The organism is Enterobacter sp. RIT418, from assembly GCF_003057745.1.
In the GTDB taxonomy this organism is placed as follows: domain Bacteria; phylum Pseudomonadota; class Gammaproteobacteria; order Enterobacterales; family Enterobacteriaceae; genus Enterobacter.
In genome coordinates this window covers 96,608-122,346 of sequence record NZ_QBJD02000006.1, presented here as the reverse complement: position 1 = coordinate 122,346, position 25,739 = coordinate 96,608, and the positions used below count along the sequence as shown (strand labels likewise).

General features: G+C 53.3%; 21 protein-coding genes, 1 tRNA gene and 2 pseudogenes. 4 read left to right on the top strand and 20 right to left on the bottom strand.

The features are described 5' to 3' along the window. Window positions 1–2: 2 nt before the first annotated feature. The 13 genes from DBY73_RS08955 to ygjG form a co-directional block, all read right to left on the bottom strand. Entirely contained in the window at window positions 3–689 is a 687-nt protein-coding gene (locus tag DBY73_RS08955) for a fimbria/pilus periplasmic chaperone (RefSeq protein WP_112010819.1), read from the bottom strand. Window positions 690–778: 89 nt separating this feature from the next. Then, window positions 779–1,321 (bottom strand): fimbrial protein BcfA, encoded by a 543-nt coding sequence (locus DBY73_RS08950; RefSeq protein ID WP_112010818.1) that lies wholly within the window; start codon window positions 1,319–1,321, stop codon window positions 779–781. A 740-nt stretch (window positions 1,322–2,061) separates the two neighbouring features. Continuing rightward, the gene (locus DBY73_RS08945; RefSeq protein ID WP_181573219.1) at window positions 2,062–3,768 is read right to left on the bottom strand and encodes an O-antigen ligase family protein; all 1,707 of its coding nucleotides are present in this window, start codon (window positions 3,766–3,768) and stop codon (window positions 2,062–2,064) included. Then, entirely contained in the window at window positions 3,765–4,487 is a 723-nt protein-coding gene (locus DBY73_RS08940; RefSeq protein WP_112010817.1) for a molecular chaperone, read from the bottom strand. The genes DBY73_RS08945 and DBY73_RS08940 overlap by 4 nt, the downstream gene beginning before the upstream one ends. After that, window positions 4,480–4,989, bottom strand: a complete 510-nt coding sequence (locus DBY73_RS08935; protein ID WP_112010816.1) for a fimbrial protein — start codon at window positions 4,987–4,989, stop codon at window positions 4,480–4,482. Before DBY73_RS08935 ends, DBY73_RS08940 begins: the two co-directional genes overlap by 8 nt. Next, complete coding sequence (locus DBY73_RS08930; protein ID WP_112010815.1) at window positions 4,989–5,519, bottom strand: fimbrial protein; 531 nt, start codon at window positions 5,517–5,519, stop codon at window positions 4,989–4,991. Before DBY73_RS08930 ends, DBY73_RS08935 begins: the two co-directional genes overlap by 1 nt. A gap of 14 nt (window positions 5,520–5,533) precedes the next feature. Further along, window positions 5,534–6,541 (bottom strand): fimbrial protein, encoded by a 1,008-nt coding sequence (locus tag DBY73_RS08925; protein ID WP_112010814.1) that lies wholly within the window; start codon window positions 6,539–6,541, stop codon window positions 5,534–5,536. After that, window positions 6,541–9,177, bottom strand: coding sequence for a fimbrial biogenesis usher protein (locus DBY73_RS08920; protein WP_112010813.1), 2,637 nt, complete (start codon window positions 9,175–9,177; stop codon window positions 6,541–6,543). The genes DBY73_RS08925 and DBY73_RS08920 overlap by 1 nt, the downstream gene beginning before the upstream one ends. A gap of 26 nt (window positions 9,178–9,203) precedes the next feature. Next, window positions 9,204–9,917: a fimbria/pilus periplasmic chaperone gene (locus DBY73_RS08915; RefSeq protein ID WP_112010812.1), complete on the bottom strand. Its 714-nt coding sequence runs from the start codon at window positions 9,915–9,917 to the stop codon at window positions 9,204–9,206. A gap of 39 nt (window positions 9,918–9,956) precedes the next feature. Beyond that, entirely contained in the window at window positions 9,957–10,499 is a 543-nt protein-coding gene (locus tag DBY73_RS08910) for a fimbrial protein (RefSeq protein ID WP_112010811.1), read from the bottom strand. A gap of 59 nt (window positions 10,500–10,558) precedes the next feature. Continuing rightward, the gene (locus DBY73_RS08905; RefSeq protein WP_112010810.1) at window positions 10,559–11,122 is read right to left on the bottom strand and encodes a fimbrial protein; all 564 of its coding nucleotides are present in this window, start codon (window positions 11,120–11,122) and stop codon (window positions 10,559–10,561) included. Window positions 11,123–11,406: 284 nt separating this feature from the next. Next, window positions 11,407–12,096: a winged helix-turn-helix transcriptional regulator gene (locus tag DBY73_RS08900; protein ID WP_112010809.1), complete on the bottom strand. Its 690-nt coding sequence runs from the start codon at window positions 12,094–12,096 to the stop codon at window positions 11,407–11,409. A 450-nt stretch (window positions 12,097–12,546) separates the two neighbouring features. Continuing rightward, the gene (gene ygjG, locus DBY73_RS08895) at window positions 12,547–13,926 is read right to left on the bottom strand and encodes a putrescine aminotransferase (protein WP_181573218.1); all 1,380 of its coding nucleotides are present in this window, start codon (window positions 13,924–13,926) and stop codon (window positions 12,547–12,549) included. A 434-nt stretch (window positions 13,927–14,360) separates the two neighbouring features. On the opposite strand from ygjG, the gene DBY73_RS08890 reads away from it, so the two are divergent. Further along, complete coding sequence (locus DBY73_RS08890; RefSeq protein ID WP_112010807.1) at window positions 14,361–15,881, top strand: PAS domain-containing methyl-accepting chemotaxis protein; 1,521 nt, start codon at window positions 14,361–14,363, stop codon at window positions 15,879–15,881. Window positions 15,882–16,120: 239 nt separating this feature from the next. After that, a complete protein-coding gene (locus DBY73_RS08885) occupies window positions 16,121–17,680 on the top strand; it encodes a methyl-accepting chemotaxis protein (protein WP_112010806.1) in 1,560 nt (519 codons plus the stop codon). Here the strand turns inward: DBY73_RS08885 and DBY73_RS08880 are convergent. Further along, complete coding sequence (locus DBY73_RS08880) at window positions 17,677–18,165, bottom strand: PadR family transcriptional regulator (RefSeq protein WP_112010805.1); 489 nt, start codon at window positions 18,163–18,165, stop codon at window positions 17,677–17,679. The genes DBY73_RS08885 and DBY73_RS08880 overlap by 4 nt on opposite strands. Before the next feature lie 146 nt (window positions 18,166–18,311). Here DBY73_RS08880 and DBY73_RS08875 point away from each other — a divergent pair, with 146 nt between their 5' ends. After that, window positions 18,312–19,076, top strand: coding sequence for a siderophore-interacting protein (locus DBY73_RS08875; RefSeq protein WP_112010804.1), 765 nt, complete (start codon window positions 18,312–18,314; stop codon window positions 19,074–19,076). On the opposite strand, the gene DBY73_RS08870 is transcribed toward DBY73_RS08875, so the two are convergent. The 5 genes and pseudogenes from DBY73_RS08870 to DBY73_RS08845 form a co-directional block, all read right to left on the bottom strand. Beyond that, window positions 19,077–20,246 carry a DNA repair protein gene (locus DBY73_RS08870; RefSeq protein ID WP_112010803.1) on the bottom strand — a complete coding sequence of 390 codons (1,170 nt, stop codon included), beginning with the start codon at window positions 20,244–20,246 and terminating at the stop codon, window positions 19,077–19,079. A 402-nt stretch (window positions 20,247–20,648) separates the two neighbouring features. Further along, complete coding sequence (locus tag DBY73_RS08860; RefSeq protein WP_112010801.1) at window positions 20,649–21,686, bottom strand: hypothetical protein; 1,038 nt, start codon at window positions 21,684–21,686, stop codon at window positions 20,649–20,651. Continuing rightward, a pseudogene (locus DBY73_RS08855) lies at window positions 21,673–22,691 on the bottom strand (tyrosine-type recombinase/integrase). Before DBY73_RS08855 ends, DBY73_RS08860 begins: the two are co-directional and overlap by 14 nt. Continuing rightward, window positions 22,688–22,846: pseudogene (locus DBY73_RS08850) on the bottom strand (Repressor protein CI); the annotation flags it as partial. The pseudogenes DBY73_RS08855 and DBY73_RS08850, both read right to left, overlap by 4 nt. Before the next feature lie 143 nt (window positions 22,847–22,989). Next, window positions 22,990–23,065 (bottom strand) — tRNA-Ile (locus DBY73_RS08845). A 124-nt stretch (window positions 23,066–23,189) separates the two neighbouring features. On the opposite strand from DBY73_RS08845, the gene mug reads away from it, so the two are divergent. Next, complete coding sequence (gene mug, locus DBY73_RS08840; protein WP_112010800.1) at window positions 23,190–23,696, top strand: G/U mismatch-specific DNA glycosylase; 507 nt, start codon at window positions 23,190–23,192, stop codon at window positions 23,694–23,696. Between the two features lie 104 nt (window positions 23,697–23,800). Here the strand turns inward: mug and rpoD are convergent, their stop codons facing one another. After that, window positions 23,801–25,645, bottom strand: a complete 1,845-nt coding sequence (rpoD, locus tag DBY73_RS08835) for an RNA polymerase sigma factor RpoD (RefSeq protein WP_112010799.1) — start codon at window positions 25,643–25,645, stop codon at window positions 23,801–23,803. Window positions 25,646–25,739: the final 94 nt, after the last annotated feature.

Here is a 25,739-nt window from a genome sequence, read left to right as displayed (position 1 = left end):
CCTTAAGCGGCAGGGCATGACTGAACCGGCGTTGTCGCGCCGAAATCATTCACCGTCTGGAAACTGACTTGCCCACCGGCACTACCCGGTACGTCAACCGTGAGGCTATTTTTGGGAGAAACCATATTGTTTTGTAGCAGCGTTGCGCCGACCTTAAACTTGACGAGAGACACGTAGTACGGCGAGGGGTTGGTGAGGGTAACTTTTCCATTTGCAACCTGGCAGCGAAGCGTTTTAGGCGCATCGATGGACGGTGTTGGCAATTTTTTTGGGCGAATGAATAACTTGATGACGCTCTGCGTCGCAATTTGCAACGTATTACCCTGCAATTTGTTCTTATCAACCGAAGGTATCGCTTTGCTGTTCAAATAAAATACGCTTTCACGGTCTTTAGGCAAATCTGGGCCGATATACATTATACGCAGTGTATTCTCTTTTTTGGGATGCATGGCAAACAGGGGGGGCGTCAGAATAAAATCGGAAGATTTTGTCTGATCGGCATTCGCTATCCATGACTGAATCAAAAACGCCGTTGTCGTTGAGGAGTTAATGATCGGCAGGGATATTTGCTTGTCGCCCTGTGGATAAATAATTCGCGTGGCGCCCAGCGCAATGCCGCCTGCATACGCATTTGTAATCATTGATGACACAAATAAGAGTGTGCTGGTTATTCTGATAATTTTATTCATGATTAGGTCTCTTACCTGAAACATTAATGACGTTACTAACGTTTATTGCAGTGAAAATAGCCCTACTTAAAGGGCTATAAACATCTGGATTAGGAATAAACCATCTGGAACGTTGCGGTGGAGGCAACATTGCCCGGAGTTGCTGCACCCGTAGAGATGTAGTCAACGCTCAGTGGAATGATGTTCTCACCATTAATCAGCTTAACGGCGGAGGAGGTCGTCCCCAGATTCAGCGCTTTTCCGTCTGGCCCAAACAGCTGCAGCGCAACGTTTAATGCAGCCCCTGCACCTGCGGTGTTTGCCATCGCGCCAGGCTGAGTTTCTTCCTGCTGCGCGTTAAAGATTACGGCGGCGTTCTGGCTTACGGTGGCATCGCAATCTTCCAGTTTAATCTGGAAATCTTCTTTCTGGTTTGCCAGCATGCCAGCAGTCGTCAGCTTCACGGTACGAACCTGGCTCAGAATAACGGTCTGGTCAACGGAATCCGCGGATACAGAACAGGCCGCATTCACAACCTGACCCAGGAAATCAACTGTACCGCCGTTAACCGTTGTCGTTTCGGCCTGAGCGTTTATTGCCATGCCGCCTGCCATCAGGGACGATATTACCATTGCTATAATGTGCTTTTTCATACAAATCCTTTTAGTAGAACACTATGTTGTCAAAAATAAATATTATTACGTGCGCCTTTATTTTAAAGAGAGGAACCGTTAATGAATGGAATTCATGACGCAATATTAAATAACGATTCAGCGGCGCTATTCTAGTGGTGAGGTGTGAGTGTGGCAATGAATTAGGCTAGCGTTAGACGTTATGTTTACTAAAATAAACATGTAGCTCTAATTTATAAAAATGGTGATTGTAATCAAGTGAATTGCGAAGGATTTTAAGGTAAATATCTCTTTAATTGGCCTGATATATACGCGACGTGAATGTTATGGTCTGTTTCCGCACATAACATTTTTTGTTAAGTAAATCAGGTATTCATCTGTTAGCGCTTCTTATCAAGAGAAAGAGCAGGATATATCGCTAATATTTAAAATTAAAGAAATGTATTCTTACGTTCTGCTTCTGAAATACCGACGCATTTCAAAGAATGCGGTGAGGGAAAATAGGTGAGAAAAGAACGATTATGACGAAAATAGGAACGTGAGGCCCCCTCTAAAATACGGGGGCGTCAGCTTGCTCTTTCCCGAATATCATGGCCGTGTGCGCGCGGTAATGAAATGCGCAAAACCCAGCGGGTGGCCGAATTTCTGAAGAGATTTGGCGGCCATCATGAAAGGGCTATTCAGGACCCGCGCAGTAAGCGCAGCGTTGTGGGGCGGCTGTCGGCTAACGGCCCGGCGGCATCCTGTGCCGCCAGACGCTTTCAGCTAAAGCGAGGATCTTCAGGATAAAGGCGCTGCGCCTCGCTGCGAAGCTGGCGCGCGTAGGTTCCGTTACCCAAAAACTGCTCTACGTTAATCAGGTTGTGATAGATATCCGGATCGGACCAGGTGGCGATCCAGCGTCTGCCGAGGCGGCAGAACCGTTGCAGATCGTCGGGATTGCCGCTGGCCTGATAGCGCACAATCCAGCTAAGCGCCCGATCCTTGAGCAAGCGCTCGCTGCCAATCCTCGTATCGTACAGTCGCAGCACCCGGCTGGCGTACTGCTGTGGCGATTGCTGAAAGTGGATCAGGACCTGGTTTTGCCAGAATGTGAAGCCCACAAGCCCTGTGCCGCAGAGGGCCAGTACGGTGAGGGCGCAGGGAAGAAGCCGTAAGGATGAACGTCTGAACATGTCAGGATGAGGGCGTTCATGCGCATCCAGCCTGTCGGCAAAGCTCAGCAAAATAATCACCACCAGCCAGTGCGCGGGCGACTGATAGAGCGGATATTCCAGCTGCATGTGGAGAAGAACAGGCAGCAGGCAGCCGAGCAGCGCCAGCTTATGCCGGGTGGGGCGGCGTAAAAAGAGCATGACGCCCGCTGCGAGCAGCAGCAGTATGCCCGCCAGCGCAACTATCCCGCCTTCAACCCACCAGAACAGCAGTTCGTTATGGGGATGCGTCAGCTCGTTCATTTCCAGATATAAAGGCTGCGCGCGATCGGCAATGAAATGCGCAAAAGACCATGGGAAGCCGCCGTAGCCCCAGCCTGAAAAGGGATGCAGGGCGATCATCTGCCAGGTTTGTTGCAAAATAAATACCCGGTCAAGGGTGCTGTCCGAATGGTCCTGCAGCGCGCGGGTAATGGTGCCGTTCATTAGGCCTAAGCCAACCGCGATGCCCAGCGCTGGCGCGCAGCGTACCGTCCATCTTCCCAAACCGGAAGCCGCCTCTTCGGTGCGGAAAAAAATGCCGGAAAACATTCCCCAGATGACCAGCCCCGCCAGCCAGCCCGTTCGCGACTCAAGCAGCGTCAGCGTCATAAACAGAAGGACGATCGCGGTAAAGATCGCTATCCGTCGCCTTTTTTCCCGCGCTTCGTGCATCAGCGTAAAACGACTATCTGCAGCAAGCCAGAGCAATACCGCAGCACCCGTGGCGATAAATGAGGCGGTAACGTTGCGCTGCTGAAAAACACCGATGCCGATGTGCGGGCTCAGCATCGCCGCCGTGCGCCCCGCTTCCGGAAGCAGGAACGGCGCCCAAAGCCCGGCCAGCGAATAGACCGTTTGCAGCGTGGCCGCCGCGGCGATGAGCCAAAGGACGTACTGGCGCTGTCTGGCGCTGAAATGGCAGTTCAGCAACAATATATAGAGCGTCATGCCCGCCCAAAGCCCCGCCAGGCGGGGAAGGGCGTCACGCTGCCAGTCCGGCGAAGGGCTCCAGAACAGCGGGAGCGTCAGCAGGATCGCAGCCGCAAGCATAAGGCGGGCGCTAAAGGAGAGCGCGATCGTCTGACGAGCCATGGCCCAGGCGCAGCCCGCGATCGTGGCGGTGATGCCGCACCAGACCAGCAGCGGTTCCGGCAGGTCTGCGCCGCTACCGCCGGTATTACTGAGGGCGACATGCGTAAGGCCGAGGAGGATTAAGGTCAGCATCCCCACCGCCCAGCGCGAGGCTTTTGTGGTCGATAGCCTGTGGGTCATCGCGGCGAACCTTTCCGGGGCTGCTCGCCCGGTTCAACACGGCGAGCAGGTTGCGCCACGCCCAGGTCGTTGAGCGCCTGCCATCTGATCTCACAGCGAGATGCGTCACACCAGGGCCGCGATTCCGTGGCAAACGGGGCGAGCATGGTTGCGTCCTCAATCGAATGGCCATTAACCGTCACGTTGACCAGCGTGACGTAATAAGGGGTTGGGTTGTTTATCTGTACCGCTGCGCCGCTGCGGGCCCACTGCAGCCGCGAAGGGGCTTTTTTGGCAGCGGCGTCCGATAAGCCCGCCGGGCGATAAAACAGCTTCATGCGATTACGCACCGCAAACTGAACGGTATTCGTGTTCCCGCTTTTCGAGGCGGCGGGTATACCGGCAATCACCAGCCAGAACAGGCTCTCCCTGTCCTGAGGCAAGCGTTCACTGATATTGACAATTCGCACCGCATTTTCCCGGCCCGCATTCAGGACAAAAAGCGGCGGGGTCGGCATAAAAGCGCTATCACTCTCCATCGGCTGAGCCTCTGAAGGCATGATTTTTGTCTGAATCAGATAGGGCAACGAGGAGGTGTTACGCACGTGGAGCGACAGCGTGTCTTCACTGCCGTGAAAAACAAACCGCGTTCCGCCTATGACAATGCCCGCCTGAGCCCACGCGCTATAAAGCACTAATAAACAGAACGTAACGATACGCATGATTAATGGATTACTCATACGTCATGCTAAACGTTACCGTTGCGTTTGCCGTCCCTGCCGTAACGCTATCTTTCGTTGCCATGTACTGCGCATAGTAGGTCAGCGAGCCATAGCTATAGGGAAGCGAGTAAGCTACCGTATTGGTATTAATCGGCAGCAGCGAGGAAGTACTGTCTTTAATCGCAATTGCGATGCCGGAGGCTGCGCCAGGATCGCTGTCAATTGCCACCAGATCGGGATTGGTGCTATCGCTGGTGCCATTAAAGCGCAGCGACAGGGTTTTCGTGACGCTGGTGCAATCTTCGAAGCTGATTTTAAACATTATCGGCTGCGAGGTTTCTCCCGGCTGGCTCAGCTGGCTTGAGGCGATATCCCCGAGTGAAATCGTCTGGTTGACCGAATCGGAGCTAACGGTGCAGCCGGGTTCTTCGATGCTGCCGTCGATGTTAATGGTGCCGTCGTGGGCCGCAGCCGACAGCGTCCAGCTTAGCAAAAGCAGGCTAAGAGTAACTTTGATCATTATTGATAGCTCATGTCGAAGTAAACAACGGCGGTCGCGCTGCCGCCAGTCACCGGCATTTTTGTTGCCTTGTAGTGCAGCAGGAAGGAGAGCGTGTTATCGCCATCTTTCAGGGTGAACTGTGGCGAAGGGCTGTTGAGTGGGATGGCGGTGTTATCGCTGTTCATCACTTCCACGCCCACGCCCGTGGCCAACGTTCCGCCGCCGCCGGTATCGGACAAGGCGAGCAGCTGCGGATTATCGGCATCCGCATTACCGCTAAACGTGACCTTCACGCCCGTAGCGTTTGTGCAGCCGGTGAGCTTTATGCTCACCGGAGTGTTGGGGCTGGTTGCGCCAACGCTGCTAAATACCGACGAGGAAATTTTGCCCAACTGAACCGTTTGGTTTTGACTGTCCGCGTCCACGTCGCAGGAAGAGGGCAGTACCGTACCGTTAATGGTCATATTCCAGGTACCAATCTGCGTGTCCGCTCGCGATGTGCCGCTTAACAGGCAGAGCGGCAGCAGTAATAAAACGACGCGTTTCATATCTCTTTCCTGCCTTAAGGTTGGGTCACGGTGATGGTTTCGATCGCGGAGTAATCACCGGCTTCCGGGTTCTTTCCGGTTAGCGCAACGGGGACGTAGGTGAAATCAATATGTGAGGCCCCCTGGTATTGCGAGGCGGTATATTCACCGTTATTGGCTGAAATCGTTTCGCCGCGGGGGTTCAGAACGCGTACGCCGATGTCCGGGTTCGACGTCACGATATCGGTGCCGGAGGTTTTACTGGAGGTGACGTGCAGGTCGATGCTGGCTTCATCGCTTCCGCCAAGGCAGCTGATGGTCATCGTTTGTTTCGTCCCCGTACCGACCTCACCGCCAGCGCCCGCTTTGCCAAAATCAACCGCATAGGTGTCGGGCAGCACCACCACCGAATTGGAGGCGAGCTTGCACGAGGCCGGAATGGTGACAGTGCCTGAAACGTTTACGTCCGTTATCTCCTGACCTCCGGAAAGAGCCTTGCCGGACATGTTTTGATCCGCTAAATAGATATACCCCACCCGCTTGGAATTGAGCGTGATGTTCCTCGCCACGCTGGAGTCGGTGATGTTGAGACGTACCCCGACATAATGCCACTGCCACAATGCACTGGGCATGGGACCCTTGGTCACCGCGGCTGAAGAGAAGGTGGTGCCATAACACCCACCATAGTCTCCGCTTGTGCTTGCGCCGTTTGACACATAGGCGTTTCCACTAATGCCCGGCGCAAGCTGCGATGACGTGCTTCCTGCAACGAGCGTGGTGTCCGTACCGCACAACCACATGGCCTGTGGGGGGGTGGTGCAAATGTAGTTAGTATCCGCATTGCCTGGCCAGAATGACGTGCTCATTGGACGCTCTTTGCTGGATGTGCCATTGCTGTTTGAGGAGAAGGTATAATTTTGTTCTACGAGAGCGAGCGGATCAGCCTTATCCATTTTGCAAGTAGCCGCCATGGCGTGGGTCGATTTACCCCACAAAAAACCTGTGCAAAGCAAAATCAAACTGAATTTTAACCATGTCTTCATTACTGACACCTTTCACCTATCTTATTTATCGGCTGCTTTGTTGCACTTTCCGGTAATTGGTAATTTACCTGGCAGCGTTGATTCGGGCCGTTGCCCCACTGCACGTTCAGCCGCCCAGCCAACGGCAAACCGGCAAGATACGTTTGCCCGTCATCGCCGACGATCGTGCTGTTTCCCGCGTCCTGGCTCACTACGGCACCGAAAGGCACCGGTTTCCCGTTATGCAATAACGTCATGAGCGCGCGAATGCCGACGTGCGCGTTAAATTCCGCCCGCACCATCGCCCCTTGCGTAGGCACCACGTTGGCCACCGTGTCGTCAATATCAACGTTTTGCCCCAGGGTATTGGTGTCCAGCGCCACGCGGTTCTGACGATAGGTGGTGGCATACGGGATGACCGCATAGCCGCGCCAGTCAGTTTTGATACCCGTCGCGTTTTCAAGCGCTACGCCTGCCGCACCTGGCGCTTTCACCAGAATGTTCGTGTCGCCCAGCGGCTGGCTCAGCGTTACGCCGTTGCGATGTACCACCACGCCGCCGCTCATGCCGTAGTTGACCTGATGGTAGCCGTCGCTGTGGTTGTAACCGGCCTTCAGGTTGCCGTAGGTACCCTGGTAGTTAACGCTGGCATTTCCATTATCCCCCTCGCCGTGGTTGCCGTACCCTTCCTGCACGTTGTAGCTCAGGTTGTTATCCGCCAGCAGCGTGCCATTGATACCGGTGCTTTGCGTCATTTTGCCGTGCTGGTCGGTATTCATGCTGTAGGTGGCGTTGGCCGTATTCGTTGTAACGGATGGGGCTTCGCTACCATGGCTGGACAGCCATTTGCCGATCGGCAGCGAAATGTTAAAGGCGTAAATCTGATCCGCTTCGTCTTCATCCGGCGATCTGCTGTAGTTCCAGGTCAGGCTGTAGGAGATATCGTGCCAGCTCCCGTTGTAACCCAGCTGGAGCAGACGATCTTTTTCATCCGTATGCCAGTAGCTCTGCTCCTGGCCCGTGACGAAGATCGATCCTAACTCCCCGATCTGCTGGGACACGTTAAGCTGAATTTTGCCCTTTTTGCTGTAGTACAGGTTGTAGAAGTCGTTCCAGTCCGGAGCGTCTTGTTTTCCGTCATGATCGTCGTCCTTCCAGTCATCGCTGCCGGTATAGCCGCTCATGTGTTTGTAGGTTGTTTCATCGAGGGTATAAAACCCTTCGGTTGAGTAGCGATAGCCCAGCAGCTGGAAGTTGGTCCCCACCTCGTTAAGCGCTTTTGCGTAGAGGAAGCGCAGCGATTGACCGTCGTGCTGGCTGCCGTCAACCAGCGTGCTGTTCGCCTGGGTGACATCCATCGAAATGGCGCCGATGTCGCCCATATTCAGCCCAAGGCCGAGCGCGAACGCGCGATAGTCATTAGTGAACTGGGTACCGCCGTAGGCCGTAATGCCGTGCGCCATGCCCAGCAGCGCGGTGCCCTGAACGAAGCTGTCATCGTTCTGTTCATCGTTGTTGCTGCGGTATTTTCCCGCGGTGAAGTCGTACTTCAGCCTGCCTTCGCGCTGTAGCAAGGGAACGGCTGAATAGGGAACCGTAAAGCTATTTTCACTGCCGTCGCTCTCCTTCACCGTGACAATGAGGTCGCCGCTCGATGAGGTCGGAAAGAGGTCGTTAATGGCAAATGCGCCCGGCGAAACGTAGGTCTGATAGATGACATAGCCGTTCTGCTTGATGGTGACTTTGGCATTGCTTTTCGCAATTCCGCGTACCGTTGGCGCAAACCCTTTCAGGCTGTCGGGCAGCATGTTGTCATCAGAGGCGATTTGCACCCCGCGGAAGCTCAGGCTGTCGAAAATGTCCGATGGCGTATAGCTTTCCCCTACCGTCAGTTCGGCCTTGAGCGGCGCAATGGTGCGCTCAACATAGGTGCTAATGTGCTCCCACTTGTTTTCGGACTCGTCATCGCTGCTGGTATAGTTCCAGGTTGAATAGTCGCGCAGCCGCCACGCGCCGAGGTTAAGACCGCTCTGCAGGTTAAGAAAATAGTTGTCTTCGCTGTTGCCGTCACCGCCGCTGTTGCTGCCGGAAAAGTCATAGTTAACCAGCAGCGCGTTAATGCCCTGATCCCAATTTTCCGGTGGAATATACCCGCGCGCGCTCTGCTTCAATGCCGCCTGGGGGACGCTGACGTTCAGCCGCAGCTGTTCAAAATCGAACTCTGTCTTACCGTCCGGTATGGATTCAAAGGGCACGCACTGTTCCGGCGCCAGTTTTGCCATTTGAGGAAATGCGTCAGTGTTGATACCCATTGCCTGCAGGCGTGCCCGAGTGAAGCAGGGCACCAGACCTGAATCGACTTTTTCCCCTTTTGGGGCCGCATTGAATTTAACGTCTTCGGTAGCGACAAATTGATCGTTAAGGTAAATATCAACGTGATAGTTACCCGGCGCCTGATTACCGCCTTTTTCGAAATGCGATAAATCAGCCACGGCGCTGGGATCGTCAGATAAAAATGCCGGATTAAAGTAATTATCTGCATGGGCAACCAGCGGCAGGAGTGCAAATGACGCCGGCAGGATAAAGCGCTGCTTTCTACGTCGTGAGAATAACACCTGCATGATGGCACAAGAGACAGTGCGCATTCTAATTGTCATATCCTTGCTGACCCACCTTGATTTAATTAGCTCAAATGTGCCTTCTGCGTAGGCGTATTGGCGCCGTAATCATTTACGGTCTGGAAATTAATATCCCCCTGTGCATTCGCCGGGAGTTTCACATCCGCTTTGGACATCGGTGCCACCATGGTGGTTGGCAGGTTGGCAATACCCGCGTGGAATTGCACCAGCGTCAGGTAATATGGCGTTGGGTTAGTAATGGTTAGCGTGTTTCCACTTTTGTGGAATTGCAAATGCGATGGTGCTTCAACAGAAGACATGGATAAATTTTTCGGGCGCATAAAAAGCTTTATGCGGCTCAGGATCGCAATTTGCAGCGTATTTTTATTGTTCGTATCTTTGCTGACTGACGGAATGGCTTTAACGTTAACCCAGTACAGCGTTTCGCGATCGGCTGGCAGGGTATTCGGCCCTACATACATAATTCGCAGCGTATTTTCTTTCTTTGGCTGGATAACAAAGAGCGGTGGCGTTAAAACAAAATCACTGCTTTTGGCTTGTTGCGCATTCTCCATCCACGCCTGAATCAAAAAAACGGCGTTAGGATCGGTATTATTGATTGCCAGTGACGCCTGAGTATTTCCCTCAGGGTAAATAACCCGGGTTGTACCCAACGATACGCCGCCGGGCTCCGCAGCATTTGCAGTGAATGTGAAAAATCCTGTGCTAACCATCAGTAAAATGGCCAGAGAGGAGCGTAGAGAAGAAATGACGGACATGATGAGCCTTGCTAATTATTGCCACCGAGGGCGTTGAATTTATAAATAGGTCAAAGTGAACCAGGTTTCTGTATTTGCATCACCGGCGATAACCTCATTTGAGGTCGCGCGATAGCGCGCGGTAAAATGCAGCGTTGTTGTGCCATCCTGGATCGACGTAAAGGTGAGAGGGCGTTCATTGGGAATAATTTGATTCCCCTGACCGTCAAAAAGACCAAGCCCAACGCCCTGAGCACTTTGTGCGCCATCAATAACGGCCAAAACGCCGGGGTCTTTTTTATCCGTTTGTCCCCGGAACGTTACGCCAACGTCCTGGCTGACGGTAGAATCACAGTCTTTGAGTTCCAGAGTAAATGCCTGAGGATCGGTCCAGCTGCCGAGACCGTGAAATTCATCGGTGCGAATTTCCCCCATCTGGACGGTAAGATCCTCACTTCCTACATCGACCACGCAGGCGGCATTCACCACCGCACCGCGAAATTCAACATCTCCCCCCTTTACGGTGACGTGAGACTCCGCAAACGCCAGCGAAGGAACGATCGCAAGACCGAGTAATCCGATGGCAACGCTATTTTTAATCATTTCTTCCCCCTGTGAACGTAAAGCTGCCCTCCCTGGCAGAGGTTTCATCCTGACGGGAATTACTGGTAAGTAATGTTGAACGTGGCGGTGGTGTCCACGCTACCCGCGGTAGCGGTATCTGCAGTCTGGATATAGTCCGCAGAGAAGTTCAGGCTGTTGTTACCATCAATGAGGTTAACGGCCTGAGACGGGGTGCCAAGATCCAGTGTGGAACCGTCTTTGTCATAAATCTGAATACCCACGCCAGACGCGGAGCCTGCGCCAGCGGTGTTGTCCAGCACGCCGGGTTCACCCGCTGCAGCAGTACCGTCAAACGTAATTGAAGCCTGCTTAGAAACAGTAGAATCACAATCAGCCAGCGTAATCGCGAAAGGCGTTTTCTGATTAGCAACGGCATCTTTACCGGTCAGCTGGGCAAGGCGCACCTGGCCCAGGGTTACCACCTGGTTTACGGAATCGGAAGACACTGCGCAGGCTGCGTCAACAACAGAACCTTTGAACTCAACGGTGCCGCCCTGTACGGTGGAAGACGTTGCGCCGCTCGTTGCTGCTGATGCAGAAGCGATGCCTGCTGCCATGAGAACCGCTACTGCTAAACTTTTAACCATTACTGTTTTTTTCATAATTAAACTCGAAGTGCTTTTAGTTTATTTGGATTATTCCGTCGTTTGTCTCTTATCCATTAAATACGTTCGGATATGAGGATGTCCTTATCAACTCAAGACATATTGTTACTGACGTTTTTTTTGATTTGAAGCAAAAATAAGGTCCTACAAAGGACCCGGGAATTTGATGTGTTTTTCGAGTTTAAATTACGCGCACGGCAAAACGGTCCTGAAAAGGACCGAATGAAATTTTAGTAAGATATAATATTATATGCTTGGGATAACCCAGAGATATATAGCGATTAATACGCTTCTGGCAGCTTCTTAATTGAGGTCAACTTTCCATTGTCAATGCTAATGAAGTCACCCTTGCGTAGTTCGGACAGTATTTTTAGCGTTCGGCTTCGCGACATCATCGTTCGGCGTTGAATAAAGTTCTGGACATTGATTTTTCGTCGGTACTCTTCTGGATAAGCCCACAGCTCAATTAAGAGTGAGCGAACCTTTCGATAAGAGTCTACGCCGACCAGCTCGTTTTCTCGTGCGCTCATGACCATCAGTCGATGGGCCAGAACGCGGGCGACGTCATGCCAAAGATCATATTCATCTGCTACCTTGACAAAATCATCCACCTTAACGAAATAGCCAGTGCAATCCGTTTCGGCACACAGCTTATGCTGTGGCCGTGCGGGAACGTCATAGTAAAGGCTATACCCGTCGATAAATCCAATTATGCTTTTTGCAAAGAAAGAATATATGTGTAAATCATTTTCTTCATGGCAGATGGAACAGATCCCATCATCGAGAAGAATAATCCCGCTATTGTCTCTTTTAGGACTTAGGTTAAATACTTTTTCTGCCTCAAGAGAGAACGGCGAACTTACTGGTTTGAGATGAGCAAAAAGTGTCTCAATGGCCTTTAGCGGTTTTGTATCCTGAGAAAAACGATACGCATGCAATCCGTTGCCAGTGATGTCGAATGTGGAATTCATAAATGTTCCTGCAAGCAATAATCAATGACTGGCATTTTGGTCCGAGGTCCAAAAAGAGCCGCAATTATGCATCGGTAAGAATTTCATTCAACTCATATTATAAAACCTCAAGTTCACACGCAATTCATTGAGTAACGATTTGAATACAGGGGTGTAAAATTATTCATACGTAGGTATGGGGTTTTTACCAGGAATTTACTTATTTTCCATTAAGTTAAGTCATATTTTTCATGTTGTTATAACCTGGAATATTCTTAAGCAATAAATGCTATTTCGGGGGGGCGGCGGTATTGTGTCTATTTGTATGTAAATTTTACCTGGCGGTCGAAAAGTCAATTTTCTCCCAATATTTTTCTTGAGATACCCCATTTAGCGTTTTGGTTTTATAGCAGAGATCTTGAGAATGGCTTCACGGGAGAAAATCCCCCTTCATAAGAAGGGGGAGGAATATCACGCCTCTTCCACGCTTATCCGCAGCGCCGCCAGCGCCTTACGCGCTGCCTTCAGCACCTGCTCACACTGCTCGATCGTCAGCGTCAGCGGCGGTTCGATGCGGATGGTTTTTGAGTTGTTGAGCGTTCCGGCCACCAGCACACGCTGGCGGAACATCTCGCTCGCGAAGGTGTAGCCGATTTCGTTATCGACAAACTCGATCGCCATCAGCATCCCTTTGCCGCGCGCCTCCTGCACCAGATCGGGATATTCCCGACCGAGCTGGCGGAAGCCGTCGAGCAGCATGTCGCCTTTCTGCTCCGCCTGCGCGGGCAGGTTTTGCTCCAGCAGCACGTTGATGGTCGCCAGCGCCGCCGCGCAGGCCAGCGGGTTTCCGCCGAAGGTGGTGGTGTGCAGGAACGGGTTGTCGAACAGCACCGAGAACACCTCTTCCGTCGCCACCGTCGCGCCGATCGGCATTACGCCGCCGCCGAGCGCTTTCGCCAGGCAGAGAATATCCGGCTGCACGTTCTCATGCTCGCAGGCGAACATCCTGCCGGTGCGGCCCATCCCGGTTTGCACTTCGTCCAGAATCAGCAGCGCGCCAAACTCATCGCACAGCTGGCGCACGGCGGGCAGGTAGCCCTGCGGAGGCAGGATCACGCCGCCTTCGCCCTGAATCGGCTCCAGGATCACCGCCGCCACGTCGTCACCGGTTTTACGGCATTCGCTGAGCGCGGTGCGCATGGCGTCAATATTGCCAAACGGCACGTGGCGGAAGCCCGGCAGCAGCGGCATAAACGGCTTGCGGAAGGTGGATTTGGCGGTTGCCGACAGCGCGCCCAGCGATTTCCCGTGGAACGCGCCGCTGGTGGCAATAAAGGTGAATTTGCCGCGCGGCGACTGGTACGCTTTGGCGAGCTTGATCGCCGCCTCGACCGACTCCGTGCCGCTGTTGCTAAAGAAGCTGTACTTCAGCTTGCCGGGCGTTAAGGCCGCCAGCGTTTTCGCGAGCATGGCGCGAAGCGGGTCGAGCAGCTCCTGGCTATGGAGAGGTTGTTTCGCAAGTTGATTCTGTACGGCGGAAACCACAGCTGGATTACGGTGCCCCACGTTGAAAATGCCAAAACCACCCAGGCAATCAATAAACTCCTGTCCCTGGGTGTCGACAAGCGTATTCAGGCTCCCCGCTTGCCACTCTACGGCTCCGTAATCCCCGCCGGCGGTAACAGATTTGCGATACTCCAGAAAACCCGGGTTCACATGCTCTTTAAAGTAGTCGATCACCTCTCGGTTAAGTTGTTTCATCTCCTCATGGTCAAGCGTTCGCTTCTCGATGAGATTCAGTGCGTGCGCGGTACAGGCAAGAGCCGAGGCGCTGGAAGGTAACCTGTTCAAAATATGCTCCCGGGGATCGCGTATCACATGATACTGATTTAAGTATTGCAGGGATTACGCCACCTCAGCGCCCTTAACAAAAATCGGGATAAACGCCAGGGGAATATAATGTTGCACAAAATTTAATCATGCCGGGCTGGCCGAAACGGCGTAACGGGCCAGAAGAAAACGCCGCAGCGTTATAGGGAGTACGCGGGCTTGCCCCCGCGTGGTGCAGGGCCTGCCGCTTAAGCGGGCAGCGGTGAATAATGCTTTGTGAGTAGTTTCAGGATGAAAGTATATAAAATCAATTAATTAAAAAGGCGTGCAAAAAGTGCGGTTTAACTGAAATTTGCGATCTCTATCGTGTTTAACAACTAAAGATAAATTCGTTATCGCCGAAAAAACAATAAACCACAAAATTAACATTCAAATAACCTGCAAGGAATGCCCGCATGTCCTCTTCATCCTGGGTCACACAGAACGAATATCCTCTGGACGCTGACACCACCTTAATGTCGACCACCGATCTCCACAGCTACATGACCCACACCAACGACACCTTTGTGCAAGTAAGCGGCTACTCGCTCCAGGAGCTGCTTGGCCAGCCGCACAATATGGTACGCCACCCCGACATGCCCAAAGCCGCGTTTGCCGACATGTGGTACACGCTGCAGCAGGGCGAGCCCTGGAGCGGGATCGTCAAAAACCGCCGCAAGAATGGCGACCACTACTGGGTGCGCGCGAACGCGGTGCCGATGGTGCGCAACGGCCAGATGACGGGATACATGTCGATTCGCACCAGAGCGACGGCAGAAGAGGTTGCCGCCGTAGAGCCGCTCTACAAGGCGCTGAATGAAGGTCGCTGCAAAAAGCGCATCCACAAAGGGCTGGTGGTGGGCAAAAGCTGGCTCGGCAAGCTGCCCGCCATGCCGCTGCGCTGGCGCGTTCGCGGCGTGATGGCGGTTCTCTTCCTGCTGCTGGCCGCCGCGCTGCTGGCCACCTCGGCGGGCTGGGCGGCGCTGGCGGCGAGCGCGGTTGCGGTGCTGGCGGGCACGCTTATCTTCGAGCAGCAGATTGTTCGCCCGGTGGAAAACGTGGCGCGCCAGGCGCTGAAGGTGGCAACGGGCGAGCGTAACAGCGTGCAGCATCTGAACCGCAGCGACGAGCTGGGGCTAACGCTCCGCGCGATCGGGCAGCTCGGGCTGATGTGCCGCTGGCTGATCAATGACGTCTCAAGCCAGGTGGTGAGCGTGCGCGACGGCAGCGACAGGCTGGCGCAGGGGAATGAGGATCTTAACGATCGCACCCGCCAGACCGTCAGCAACGTGCAGCAGACGGTGGCAACGATGAACCAGATGGCGGCCTCGGTACAAAGCAATTCGGCCACTGCCGCCGAGGTGGATAAGCTCTCCGTGGCCGCCAGCAGCGCGGCGACCGAGGGTGGAAATGCGATGCACACCGTGGTCAAAACGATGGACGACATTGCCGACAGCACGCAGCAGATTGGCTCTATTACCAAGCTTATCAACGACATTGCCTTCCAGACCAACATCCTGGCGCTGAACGCGGCGGTGGAGGCGGCCCGGGCGGGCGAGCAGGGCAAAGGCTTTGCCGTGGTCGCCGGTGAAGTGCGCCATCTTGCCAGCCGCAGCGCAAATGCCGCCAACGACATTCGCAGGCTGATCGACGCCAGTGCCAGCAAGGTGCAGTCCGGCTCTGAGCAGGTTCACGCCGCGGGCCGCACGATGGACGACATTGTCGAGCAGGTGAAAAACGTCACGCAGCTTATCGCCCAGATAAGCCATGCCACCTCCGAGCAGGCGACGGGGCTGTCCGAGCTGACGCGGGCCGTCGCCGAGCTGGACAGCATTACGCAGAAAAACGCCGATCTGGTGGAAGAGAGCGCGCAGATCTCCGCCATGGTGAAGCACCGCGCGGGGCGTCTTGAGGACGCCGTGACCGTGCTGCATTAAGTTATTTTTGGATTTACACAGCCGTTTATTCCATTTGAGGGTAAACGGCTTTTTGTTTTTCTGAATAAGCCACCATGTTAAATAAATATTAAATGACTAAAAAAACGCCGGTTTTTTTATTCCTTCCTCAACGCTCAATCATTGGTGTTACAGAAAAAAACGATCAAAGTCATAAAGTTAGCGAATTCGTTACCGATAACGATGATCGTCTGAGAAATAATCACATCGATGGAGTATATATGTTCATACATGACGTAAGGATCGGCACGAAATTATTTCTGGCGTTTGGGTTCTTTATTGTTCTGATGGTGCTGAGCGCAAGCCTGTCTCTGATGAGCCTCAACCGGGCGAACGACGGAATGCAAACCATCCTTACCCGCGATTATCCGACAACGGTGAAAGCGAACCAGCTGATCGAAAACTTTCAGGAGTTTGTGAGCACCCAACAGCTGATGCTGCTGGACGAGCGGGGAACCTCTACCGCGCGGTCAGAGCAGCGGCTAAAAGAGATCAGCGAGCATATCACGCTGATCCTGGGCGATCTCAATAACGCCTTGCAGGATAAGCAGTCTCAGCAGGTCCTGGCGGATATCCGCGGCGTGCGCCAGCAGTATCTCGACTCCCGCTACCGAATTTTGCAGGCGGTTCAGCGCAACGACCGCGCCGCTGCCGTTGAGGAAATGACCACCACCACGCTGGGCCTCCAGCAGGCCTACAAGGCGAAAGTGCAGGAGCTGATTGCGATTCAAAACGGCGAGATGCAAAGCGCGGGCGCGCAGGTCGACGGCGATTTCAAATCCAACCGCATGCTGCTGATCCTCATTACGCTCTTCAGCGTGGCGGCGGGCAGCCTGATGGGCTGGTACATCGTGCGTTCCATCACCCGTCCGCTGGGCGAGGCGGTGCATTTTGCCGAAGCCATCGCGGACGGTGATTTAACGGCCAGCATCACGCCGCACGGCAAGGATGAAACCGGCCTGCTGCTGCACGCGCTGATGGAGATGAAAACGCGCCTGCTGGAGATCGTACAGCAGGTGCAGACCGGCTCGGAGAACATTTCCAGCGCGGCCGCCCAGATTGTGGCGGGCAACCAGGATCTCGCCGCGCGCACCGAGGAGCAGGCCAGCTCGGTAGAGCAAACGGCGGCGTCGATGGAGCAGATTACCGCAACGGTGAAAAACACCGCTTCCCACACCGGCGAAGCAACGCTTCTTTCCGCCGACGCGGCGGCCGCCGTGAAAAACAACGGCGAGATGATGAAGCAGGTGACCAGCAAAATGCGCCTGATCAACGATACGTCTAACCGGATGTCCGACATTATCGACCTGATCGACGCCATTGCCTTCCAGACCAATATTCTGGCGCTGAACGCGGCGGTAGAAGCGGCACGCGCCGGGGAGCATGGCCGGGGCTTTGCCGTAGTGGCCGGAGAAGTGCGCCAGCTGGCGCAGAAGAGCGCGTCGTCCGCCAGCGAAATCCGCCAGCTGATTGAGAGCTCGACCAGCCAGACGCAGGACGGGATGAACCTGGTGGAGAAAGCCAGCGGCTTAATCAACGGCATGGTCGGCAACGTGGAGGAGATGGACGTGATACTTCGCGAGATCCGCCAGGCCAGCCACGAGCAGACGGAAGGGATATCGCAAATTAACAGCGCGATTGGCCTGATTGACTCGACTACTCAGCAGAACTCCGCGCTGGTGGAGGAGTCCGTCGCGGCGGCGGCATCGCTTAACGATCAGGCGATGCACCTCAAGGCGTTGGTCAACGTGTTCCGCGTGGGCGAACGCGCGCTGGCCTAATCCAGCTGGGAGATCTCCAGCGCCGCGCGGTCGATAACGCCCACGATCTGCTTAAGCTGCGCGTCGCTGAGCTCTCCCTGATTGACCTTAAGGTCCAGCACCGCTTTGAAGTTGTCCAAAGCCCGCTTCATCTGCGGGTTTTTGCGCAGCTGGAACCCGACGCAGCGCGCGCTGATTCGCGCGTGAATGCTCTCCATCTGTTCCTGATTCTCATCGAGCCAGCGCTGCCCGGCAACGGTGATCGCGATCTTCCTGCGGCCATTTTCCTCTTCGGTGATGGTGATAAAGGCCTGATCCTGTAGAAAATCCAGGGTGGGATAGATCACGCCGGGGCTCGGGGTGTAGTTCCCCTGCGTCAGGTTCTCAATCTCTTTGATCAGCTCATAGCCGTGGCTCGCGCTGCGGGTCAGAAGTTCCAGAATGACCAGCCGCAGCTCGCCGTGGCCAAAGAAGCGCTGTCGGCGTCCGCCGTGTTCGTGTCGCATGGTATCTCTCTAAATTGATATATCTAAAGTGTATCTAAGATATATTTAGATGCAATCTAAAAGATCTTGCATTTTGCGTTATTAGCAATCATTATCATTTAAAACGCAATTTAGATATATCGTATTCACAGCATGAAGGCATAAAAATGACGACTACCCGTTACCCTCAGCGCGTTCGTAACGACCTGCGCTTTCGCGAGCTAAACGTCCTGCGCGCTGAGCGCGTTTGCGCGGGCTTTCAGCGCATTGTTCTCGGCGGCGAGGCGCTGGATGGCTTTAGCTCCCGCGGCTTTGACGACCACACTAAAGTCTTTTTCCCCGCGCCGGGCGCGACCTTTGTGCCGCCCGTCGTCACGGAGGAAGGTATCGACTGGGGCGAGGGCGTACGCCCGCAGTCGCGCGACTATACGCCGCTCTACAATGAGGTGAACCACGAGCTGGCGCTCGACTTTTTTATTCACGACGGCGGCGTTGCCAGCCGCTGGGCGATGGAGGCAAAAGCGGGCGACAGGCTGACCATAGGCGGGCCGCGCGGTTCGCTGGTGGTGCCGGAAGATTACGCCTGGCAGCTGTACGTGTGCGACGAGTCCGGCATGCCCGCGCTGCGCCGCCGGCTGGAGGGGATCGCTAAGCTGCCGGTACGCCCGGAGATACATGCGGTTGTGACCGTGGCGGACGGATCCTGTCAGGATTATCTGGCGCACCTGAGCGCGTTCAACATCACGTGGGTTGTGGGCCACAGCGAGCAGGCGGTAGCAGACCATCTGGCCGCGCTTACCGTTCCGCAAGAGGATTACTTTATCTGGCTGACCGGGGAGGGGAAGGTGGTAAAAAACCTGAGCCGGATGTTTGAAACCGACGCAATTGACCCGCAGCTGGTGCGTGCCAGCGCGTACTGGCACGCCAAATAACTACGCAGCCGAGTCCAGCTGCGCTTCGCTCACCTGATTTTCGAGCGAGGCGCGGACCTCGTTCAGCGCTTTCTCCTGCTGGGCAAAGTAGGCTTCCATATTGCTCAGCGAGGAGACCAGCAGCCACGACTCCTCTTTTTCCAGCTCGGCCAGCTCGTTCACCAGCGTGTTGATTTGCTCGCGCACCTGATCCATTTTTTTGCGAATGCGCGCCAGATCGTTCAGCCTGTCGCTCGCCATCAGCGGCTCGAATCCCTGCTGAAGGCGGGCGACAAGCGAGCGAATGGCCTTTACGTCCCCACGCTGTTTGGCCTGGTTGAGCTGGACCATCATCGCGTTGGCCTCTTCCTTCAGGTCGTCCGCGACCAGATCCGGATGGCACAGCTTGCTCGCCTGCCGCCAGAGGCGCTTCAGCTCGTTCCTGTCCTCTTCCGACAGATTTTTCCCTTTACGCAGGCGCACTTCGGCATCGTGATGCTGTTCGCGGTATTTCTCATACTCGTCGTTGGCCTCGTCGCGCGCCTGGCGCGCCGGCTCTTCCTCACGCGTGAGTCCGTTTTCCAGCTCCAGCGCCTCGGCCAGCAGGTTCGCGATCAGGTTACTTTGCTGCTGCAGGTGCTTACGCGCGCCCGCGGCCTGCACGGAATCTGCGGGCAAGTCGCGCCAGCGCTGGGTCAGCGTGTTCAGCACCTCCACCGCCTGCGCCATATAGCGCTGGCAGCGGCGGTAGTCCTCTTCCCGACGCTGCGCTTCGGCCCGCTGACGGCGCAGGTTCAGCTCCGCCAGCGTTTTGCGAAGCCCGAGGATCTGCTGCATCAGCGGCCCGAGGCGGGCGAAGTAGAGATCGTTAAATTCATCAAGCTGCTGCACGCGCGCGTTGCGGCGGTCAATCAGGTCCCGCAGCCGCTCCTCCAGCGCCTTTAGCTCAAGCTTGCTGGCCGCCACCTGCGGGTCACGCCATGGCGTAACGGCGCGCTGGCCCTGCAGCCAGGCAATAATGGCCGCGAGCGCGTCGGTGTAGCGCTTATGCTCAAGCGCGGCGACGATTGCCCTTAGCTCATCGTCAAACGCTTCATTCTTCAGGCGCGCGAGCTGGCTCTGAATGATGTCGTCATCCTCCAGCTCGATGGCATTTTTGATGATCTCTAGCCGTTTGATCGGTGTGCTCATGATGCCTTTCGCTTTTGACGCTTAAGTCGTTGAGTAAAGGTTAGTTGTTGAGAACGCTACAGGAAATAATACACACGGATGATGATCGGCGCGACGGGGGATTTCTTTAGCTGTTTTTGGTGGGGGGAGAAAGGGGAGCGGTGTGTGAGGAGCAATCGTGTGGCAAGCAAAAAAGCAAAAGGGCCGGAGATTTCTCTCCAGCCCTTGCTGTATCTGGTGGCCCCTGCTGGACTTGAACCAGCGACCAAGCGATTATGAGTTCCTTCAGAGATAACCGTAAATCATTTTTTTACGATATTTATCATTGACATAGATTGACAGCGTTTGCCAATGATTACCCTTATTCGTCATTTCTACCGCCACTTTATCGCCATTGAGCATGCTCAGATTTAGATGGAGCATTTACATGTGAGTTTCAATCATAGGGAGCGCATGCTTAACCATCAGATTTTGGTTTAATGCACATTTTTTTGCCTCGTCATATAATCTGTTGAAAAATATTTCAAACCCTTCCTTTTGTGTAAATTCAGTAAAAATTGCAGAGTAGAAGTCCAGGCATGGTTTCCAATTCTCAATAATGAAGTTTATGTCGTTGTCTTGACATTTGAAATTATGAATAATTCTGTTTCTTGACTCTACAAATTTTTTGAATTTATTTATTCCTTTTCTATGCTTATTATATATTTTCGGGGTGATTCTGGAAGAGAAATCTAAGTTTATTCTAAGTAGCAGACTTAAATCACCCATGCCTTGCTTGGATATTGATTTAATATTTTCATCTAATTCTGTAGTTACATTTTTATTCTTGTTTAATAAACGTAAAAATTTCAAACTGCTTAATTTTGTTATTTCACGAATCAAGGGTTTCGAGCAGTCTTCGACATAGCTTGCTAGTGTTCTGGCGAATGAAGATCTTGTCATGTATAACATTGCTTGTTTGTTTTCTGAGTTTGTAGATTCAATGCATTCAAGCACTTCAAGCATTACGGATTGATAGTCAAAAAGAAAATTAAGCACCCCGGAATATATGTCTATTGAATCATTACTTATGCTATTTTCGATAATAAAATCATTTTTTATATCATCCATTATATCTCGTTCTAATGCATTCAGTACATCATTCAATACTTCTTTATTATAAGTGTAAATATCATTATCGGAATCCTCAATAATTTTTTCAATATAATCTGAGGATAAATTGTTTTTCTCTAAAACTACAGTTGTGTGTTCTTGGTAAAGCATCGTTAAGTGGCGAAAATAAAACTCACTCCAATAGTCTTTTGTTTTTAATGTTTCTAATGAGGATCTATTTTCTTTCGGATTTCTGAATAAATTAATAACATATAAACTCAATAAAACACTCAGTGTCAGTGTTAGAGATGCACTTAAATTTCTTTTCAGATCGTTACTGTGCTGGCTTAATTTTTCAGTCGTTGCCATCGATTTTTTCCATTTTTCTTAGGGGATTCAATTTGACCGCATCTTCTAAGTGGTCAGGGGCGAAATGGGCAGATCGCATAGTCATTTTTATATCCGTATGACCAAGGACGCGCTGCAAAACCAATATATTACCACCATTCATCATAAAGTGGCTGGCGAAGGTGTGGCGTAAAACGTGGGTAAGCTGTCCTGCCGGTAGTTTGATGCCGGTTCTTTCCTGAGCAGACAGGAACGCACCATAACAATCCCCAAACAACCGACCTTTTTTATCATCGGGCAGAGACTCGTAGAGCTCTTTGCTAATTGGAACGGTACGGTTTTTTCTGCCTTTCGTGTTGATGTATGTGATTTTGTATTTCGCGAGCTGGCTTTTACTCAGGCTCTCGGCCTCAGACCACCGTGCGCCAGTGGCTAGACAAATTCTTACCACGGTTTCTAAATCAGGGTGGTCATGCCGTTTGCACTCATCAAGCAGTAGCGAAATCTGATCGTGAGTTAGCCAGGCCATTTCCATTTCTTCCGTGCAGAAAGGGCGCATATTTTTCAGCGGATTTTCACCCTTCCACTCACCGAGGCGATTGAGCTCATTGAAGACTGCTCGGAAGTAGGCCAACTCAAGATTAAGCATGCGGGGCGAAACCTCCTTAACCCTATTTGATCGGGCATACTCACCTTTTAATCGCTTCTCTCGGTAGCGTGAAAACATTTGAGCATCGAAATCGCGTGCGAGTGGTTCGCCCATACACTCAAAAGCATGGTGCATGGCTAACTGGCTTTTCAAGCCGTCTTTCAGCGTAATGCCATAAGCGCTATACCATGAATCAACCAGCTCTTTTAACGTGCGCATGTCTTCCTTTTCTTCCTACCTCGGGTTATGAACGGTGTACTGCTCAAACGCCAGAGCCTCGCCCTTGTAGCGAATTTCTTTCTGATACGTTTGCCTTTTGCACCGTTTGGGTAGAGCTCACAAATCAAACCGCCAGCCGGATTTTTACGGACAGTCATCGATTAACCTCGCTGTATACACCCACTACACGGCCAATCGTTTTTATCTCTTCTATCCCGCACTCAAACGGCACTTTGCCACCCGCAACGTGTAACTTTTTACCCGGTCGGAGCGTCAATTCTCTGATGCTGGTAGCCCCCTCAATATCAACCAAAGTCCATCAGAAAGTAAGTTTTTTATGACCTCAACAAATTGGCAGTTAAAAATCCACCGCCATTCTATCGCCACTCGAAAACGAGGCAACAAAAAAGGCCACTCGCGAGAGTGGCCTAACTTTATGTATTTAAAGCTAAAATTTGGTGGCCCCTGCTGGACTTGAACCAGCGACCAAGCGATTATGAGTCGCCTGCTCTAACCACTGAGCTAAGGGGCCGTGGCGGTGAATTATAGAGTAACTCCCCGCTGCAATCCAGCCATTCAAACCTGCCTGCTGTTTTTATAAACAACGCATAATCAATCCTTTATACTTCTATAACGATGTATAGAGCGGAGTAGTCATGATCAACGATATTCTCGCCCCCGGGCTGCGGGTGGTGTTTTGCGGTATCAATCCGGGTAAGTCCTCGGCGCATACGGGTTTTCACTTCGCCCATCCGGGCAATCGCTTCTGGAAGGTTATCCACCAGGCGGGGTTTACCGACAGGCTGCTGAAGCCGGAAGAGGAACAGCATCTGCTGGACACGCGCTGCGGGATCACCATGCTGGTCGAACGCCCCACGGTGCAGGCCAGCGAGGTAAATCTGCACGAGCTGCGCAGCGGCGGGCGCGAGCTGATTAAGAAGATTGAAGACTATCAGCCGGCAGCGCTGGCGATTTTGGGGAAACAGGCTTACGAGCAGGCGTTTAGCCAGCGCGGCGCGATGTGGGGAAAGCAGAGCATCACGATTGGCGTCACGCAGGTGTGGGTGCTGCCTAACCCGAGCGGACTGAACAGGGCGACGCTGGACAAGCTGGTGGAGGCATATCGCGAGCTGGATGAAGCGCTGGTGGTGCGCGGGCTTTAGCGGCCTCTGCGGTCTGATGCCCTCACCCTGGCCCTCTCCCACAGGGAGAGGGGCTAAGCAAAAAAAAGCTCCCCGAAGGGAGCTTTTTCACAACGCAGGACGGATTAGTCGTCCAGGAAGCTACGCAGCACTTCAGAGCGGCTTGGATGGCGAAGCTTGCGCAGCGCCTTCGCTTCGATCTGACGGATACGTTCGCGGGTTACGTCGAACTGTTTACCCACTTCTTCCAGCGTGTGGTCGGTGTTCATATCGATACCAAAACGCATACGCAGGACTTTCGCTTCACGGGCGGTCAGGCCAGCCAGTACGTCGTGCGTGGCGGCACGCAGGCTCTCGGTGGTCGCAGAGTCCAGCGGCAGCTCGAGGGTGGTATCCTCGATGAAATCACCCAGATGCGAATCTTCATCGTCGCCGATTGGCGTTTCCATGGAGATTGGCTCTTTGGCGATCTTCAGCACTTTGCGGATCTTGTCTTCCGGCATCAGCATGCGCTCGGCCAGCTCTTCCGGCGTTGGCTCACGACCCATCTCCTGCAGCATCTGGCGGGAGATACGGTTGAGCTTGTTGATGGTCTCAATCATATGCACCGGAATACGGATGGTGCGCGCCTGATCCGCGATAGAGCGGGTAATTGCCTGACGGATCCACCAGGTTGCATAGGTGGAGAACTTGTAGCCGCGACGGTATTCGAACTTATCTACCGCCTTCATCAGGCCGATGTTGCCTTCCTGAATCAGATCCAGGAACTGCAGGCCGCGGTTGGTGTATTTTTTAGCGATAGAGATAACCAGACGCAGGTTCGCTTCAACCATCTCTTTCTTCGCGCGGCGGGCTTTCGCTTCACCGATGGACATGCGACGGTTGATGTCTTTTACCTGCTCGATGGTCAGGCCGGTCTCTTCTTCGATCTGCTGCAGCTTCATCAGGCCGCGCTGCACGTCTTCTTTCACATCGTGCAGTTTTTCAGACCACGGCTTGTTCATCGCGATAGCGGCGTTGAACCAGGTTTCGCTGGTTTCATTGCCGGTGAAGAGCGTAATGAAGTTCTTCTTCGGCATTTTGCACTGCTCAACGCACAGCTTCATGATGATGCGTTCCTGGGTACGCACGCGATCCATCATCACGCGCATGCTGTTCACCAGGTAGTCGAACTGCTTTGGCACCAGGCGGAACTGCTTGAACACTTCAGACAGCTTCAGGATCTGTTCCTGAGCGGCAGCGTGGCTGCGGCCTTTCGCCTTGATGGTGTCGCGGGCCAGCTCGTACTGGGTACGCAGCTCAGCAAACTTCTCGCGCGCCAGTTCAGGATCGATGCTGTTGTCGTCATCGCTGCTGTCGTCGTCTTCTTCTTCATCTTCGTCTTCGTCGTCATCCATCTCTTCCTGAGACAGCTCGGAACCGACGTGAGTGGCGGTTGGCGCCAGGTCTTCTTCAGCGTTCGGATCGACGAAACCGGTGATCAGATCGGACAGGCGAGCTTCTTCAGCCTCAACGCGGTCGTACTGCTCCAGCAGATAGGTGATGGCTTCAGGGTATTCGGCAACGGAGCACTGAACCTGGTTGATACCGTCTTCAATGCGTTTTGCGATGTCGATTTCGCCTTCGCGGGTCAACAGCTCAACGGTACCCATTTCGCGCATGTACATGCGGACCGGATCGGTGGTACGCCCGATTTCAGACTCAACGCTGGACAGTACCTGCGCAGCGGCTTCTTCAGCATCTTCATCAGTGCTGTTGGAGTTTTCAGCCAGCAACAGATCATCGGCATCAGGTGCTTCTTCCATCACCTGAATGCCCATGTCATTGATCATTTGGATGATATCTTCGATCTGATCTGAATCGACGATATCTTCCGGCAGATGGTCATTGACCTCGGCATAGGTCAGATAGCCTTGCTCCTTACCGCGTTGGACAAGAAGTTTCAGCTGTGACTGCGGGTTTTGCTCCATAAGACGGTATCCACACTTAATTCGTTTGATTGGTGTTGACGATGGGGCTGCCAACCTTTAAAGCGAGGGCGTACTTATATTTTTGCCGCTGCCT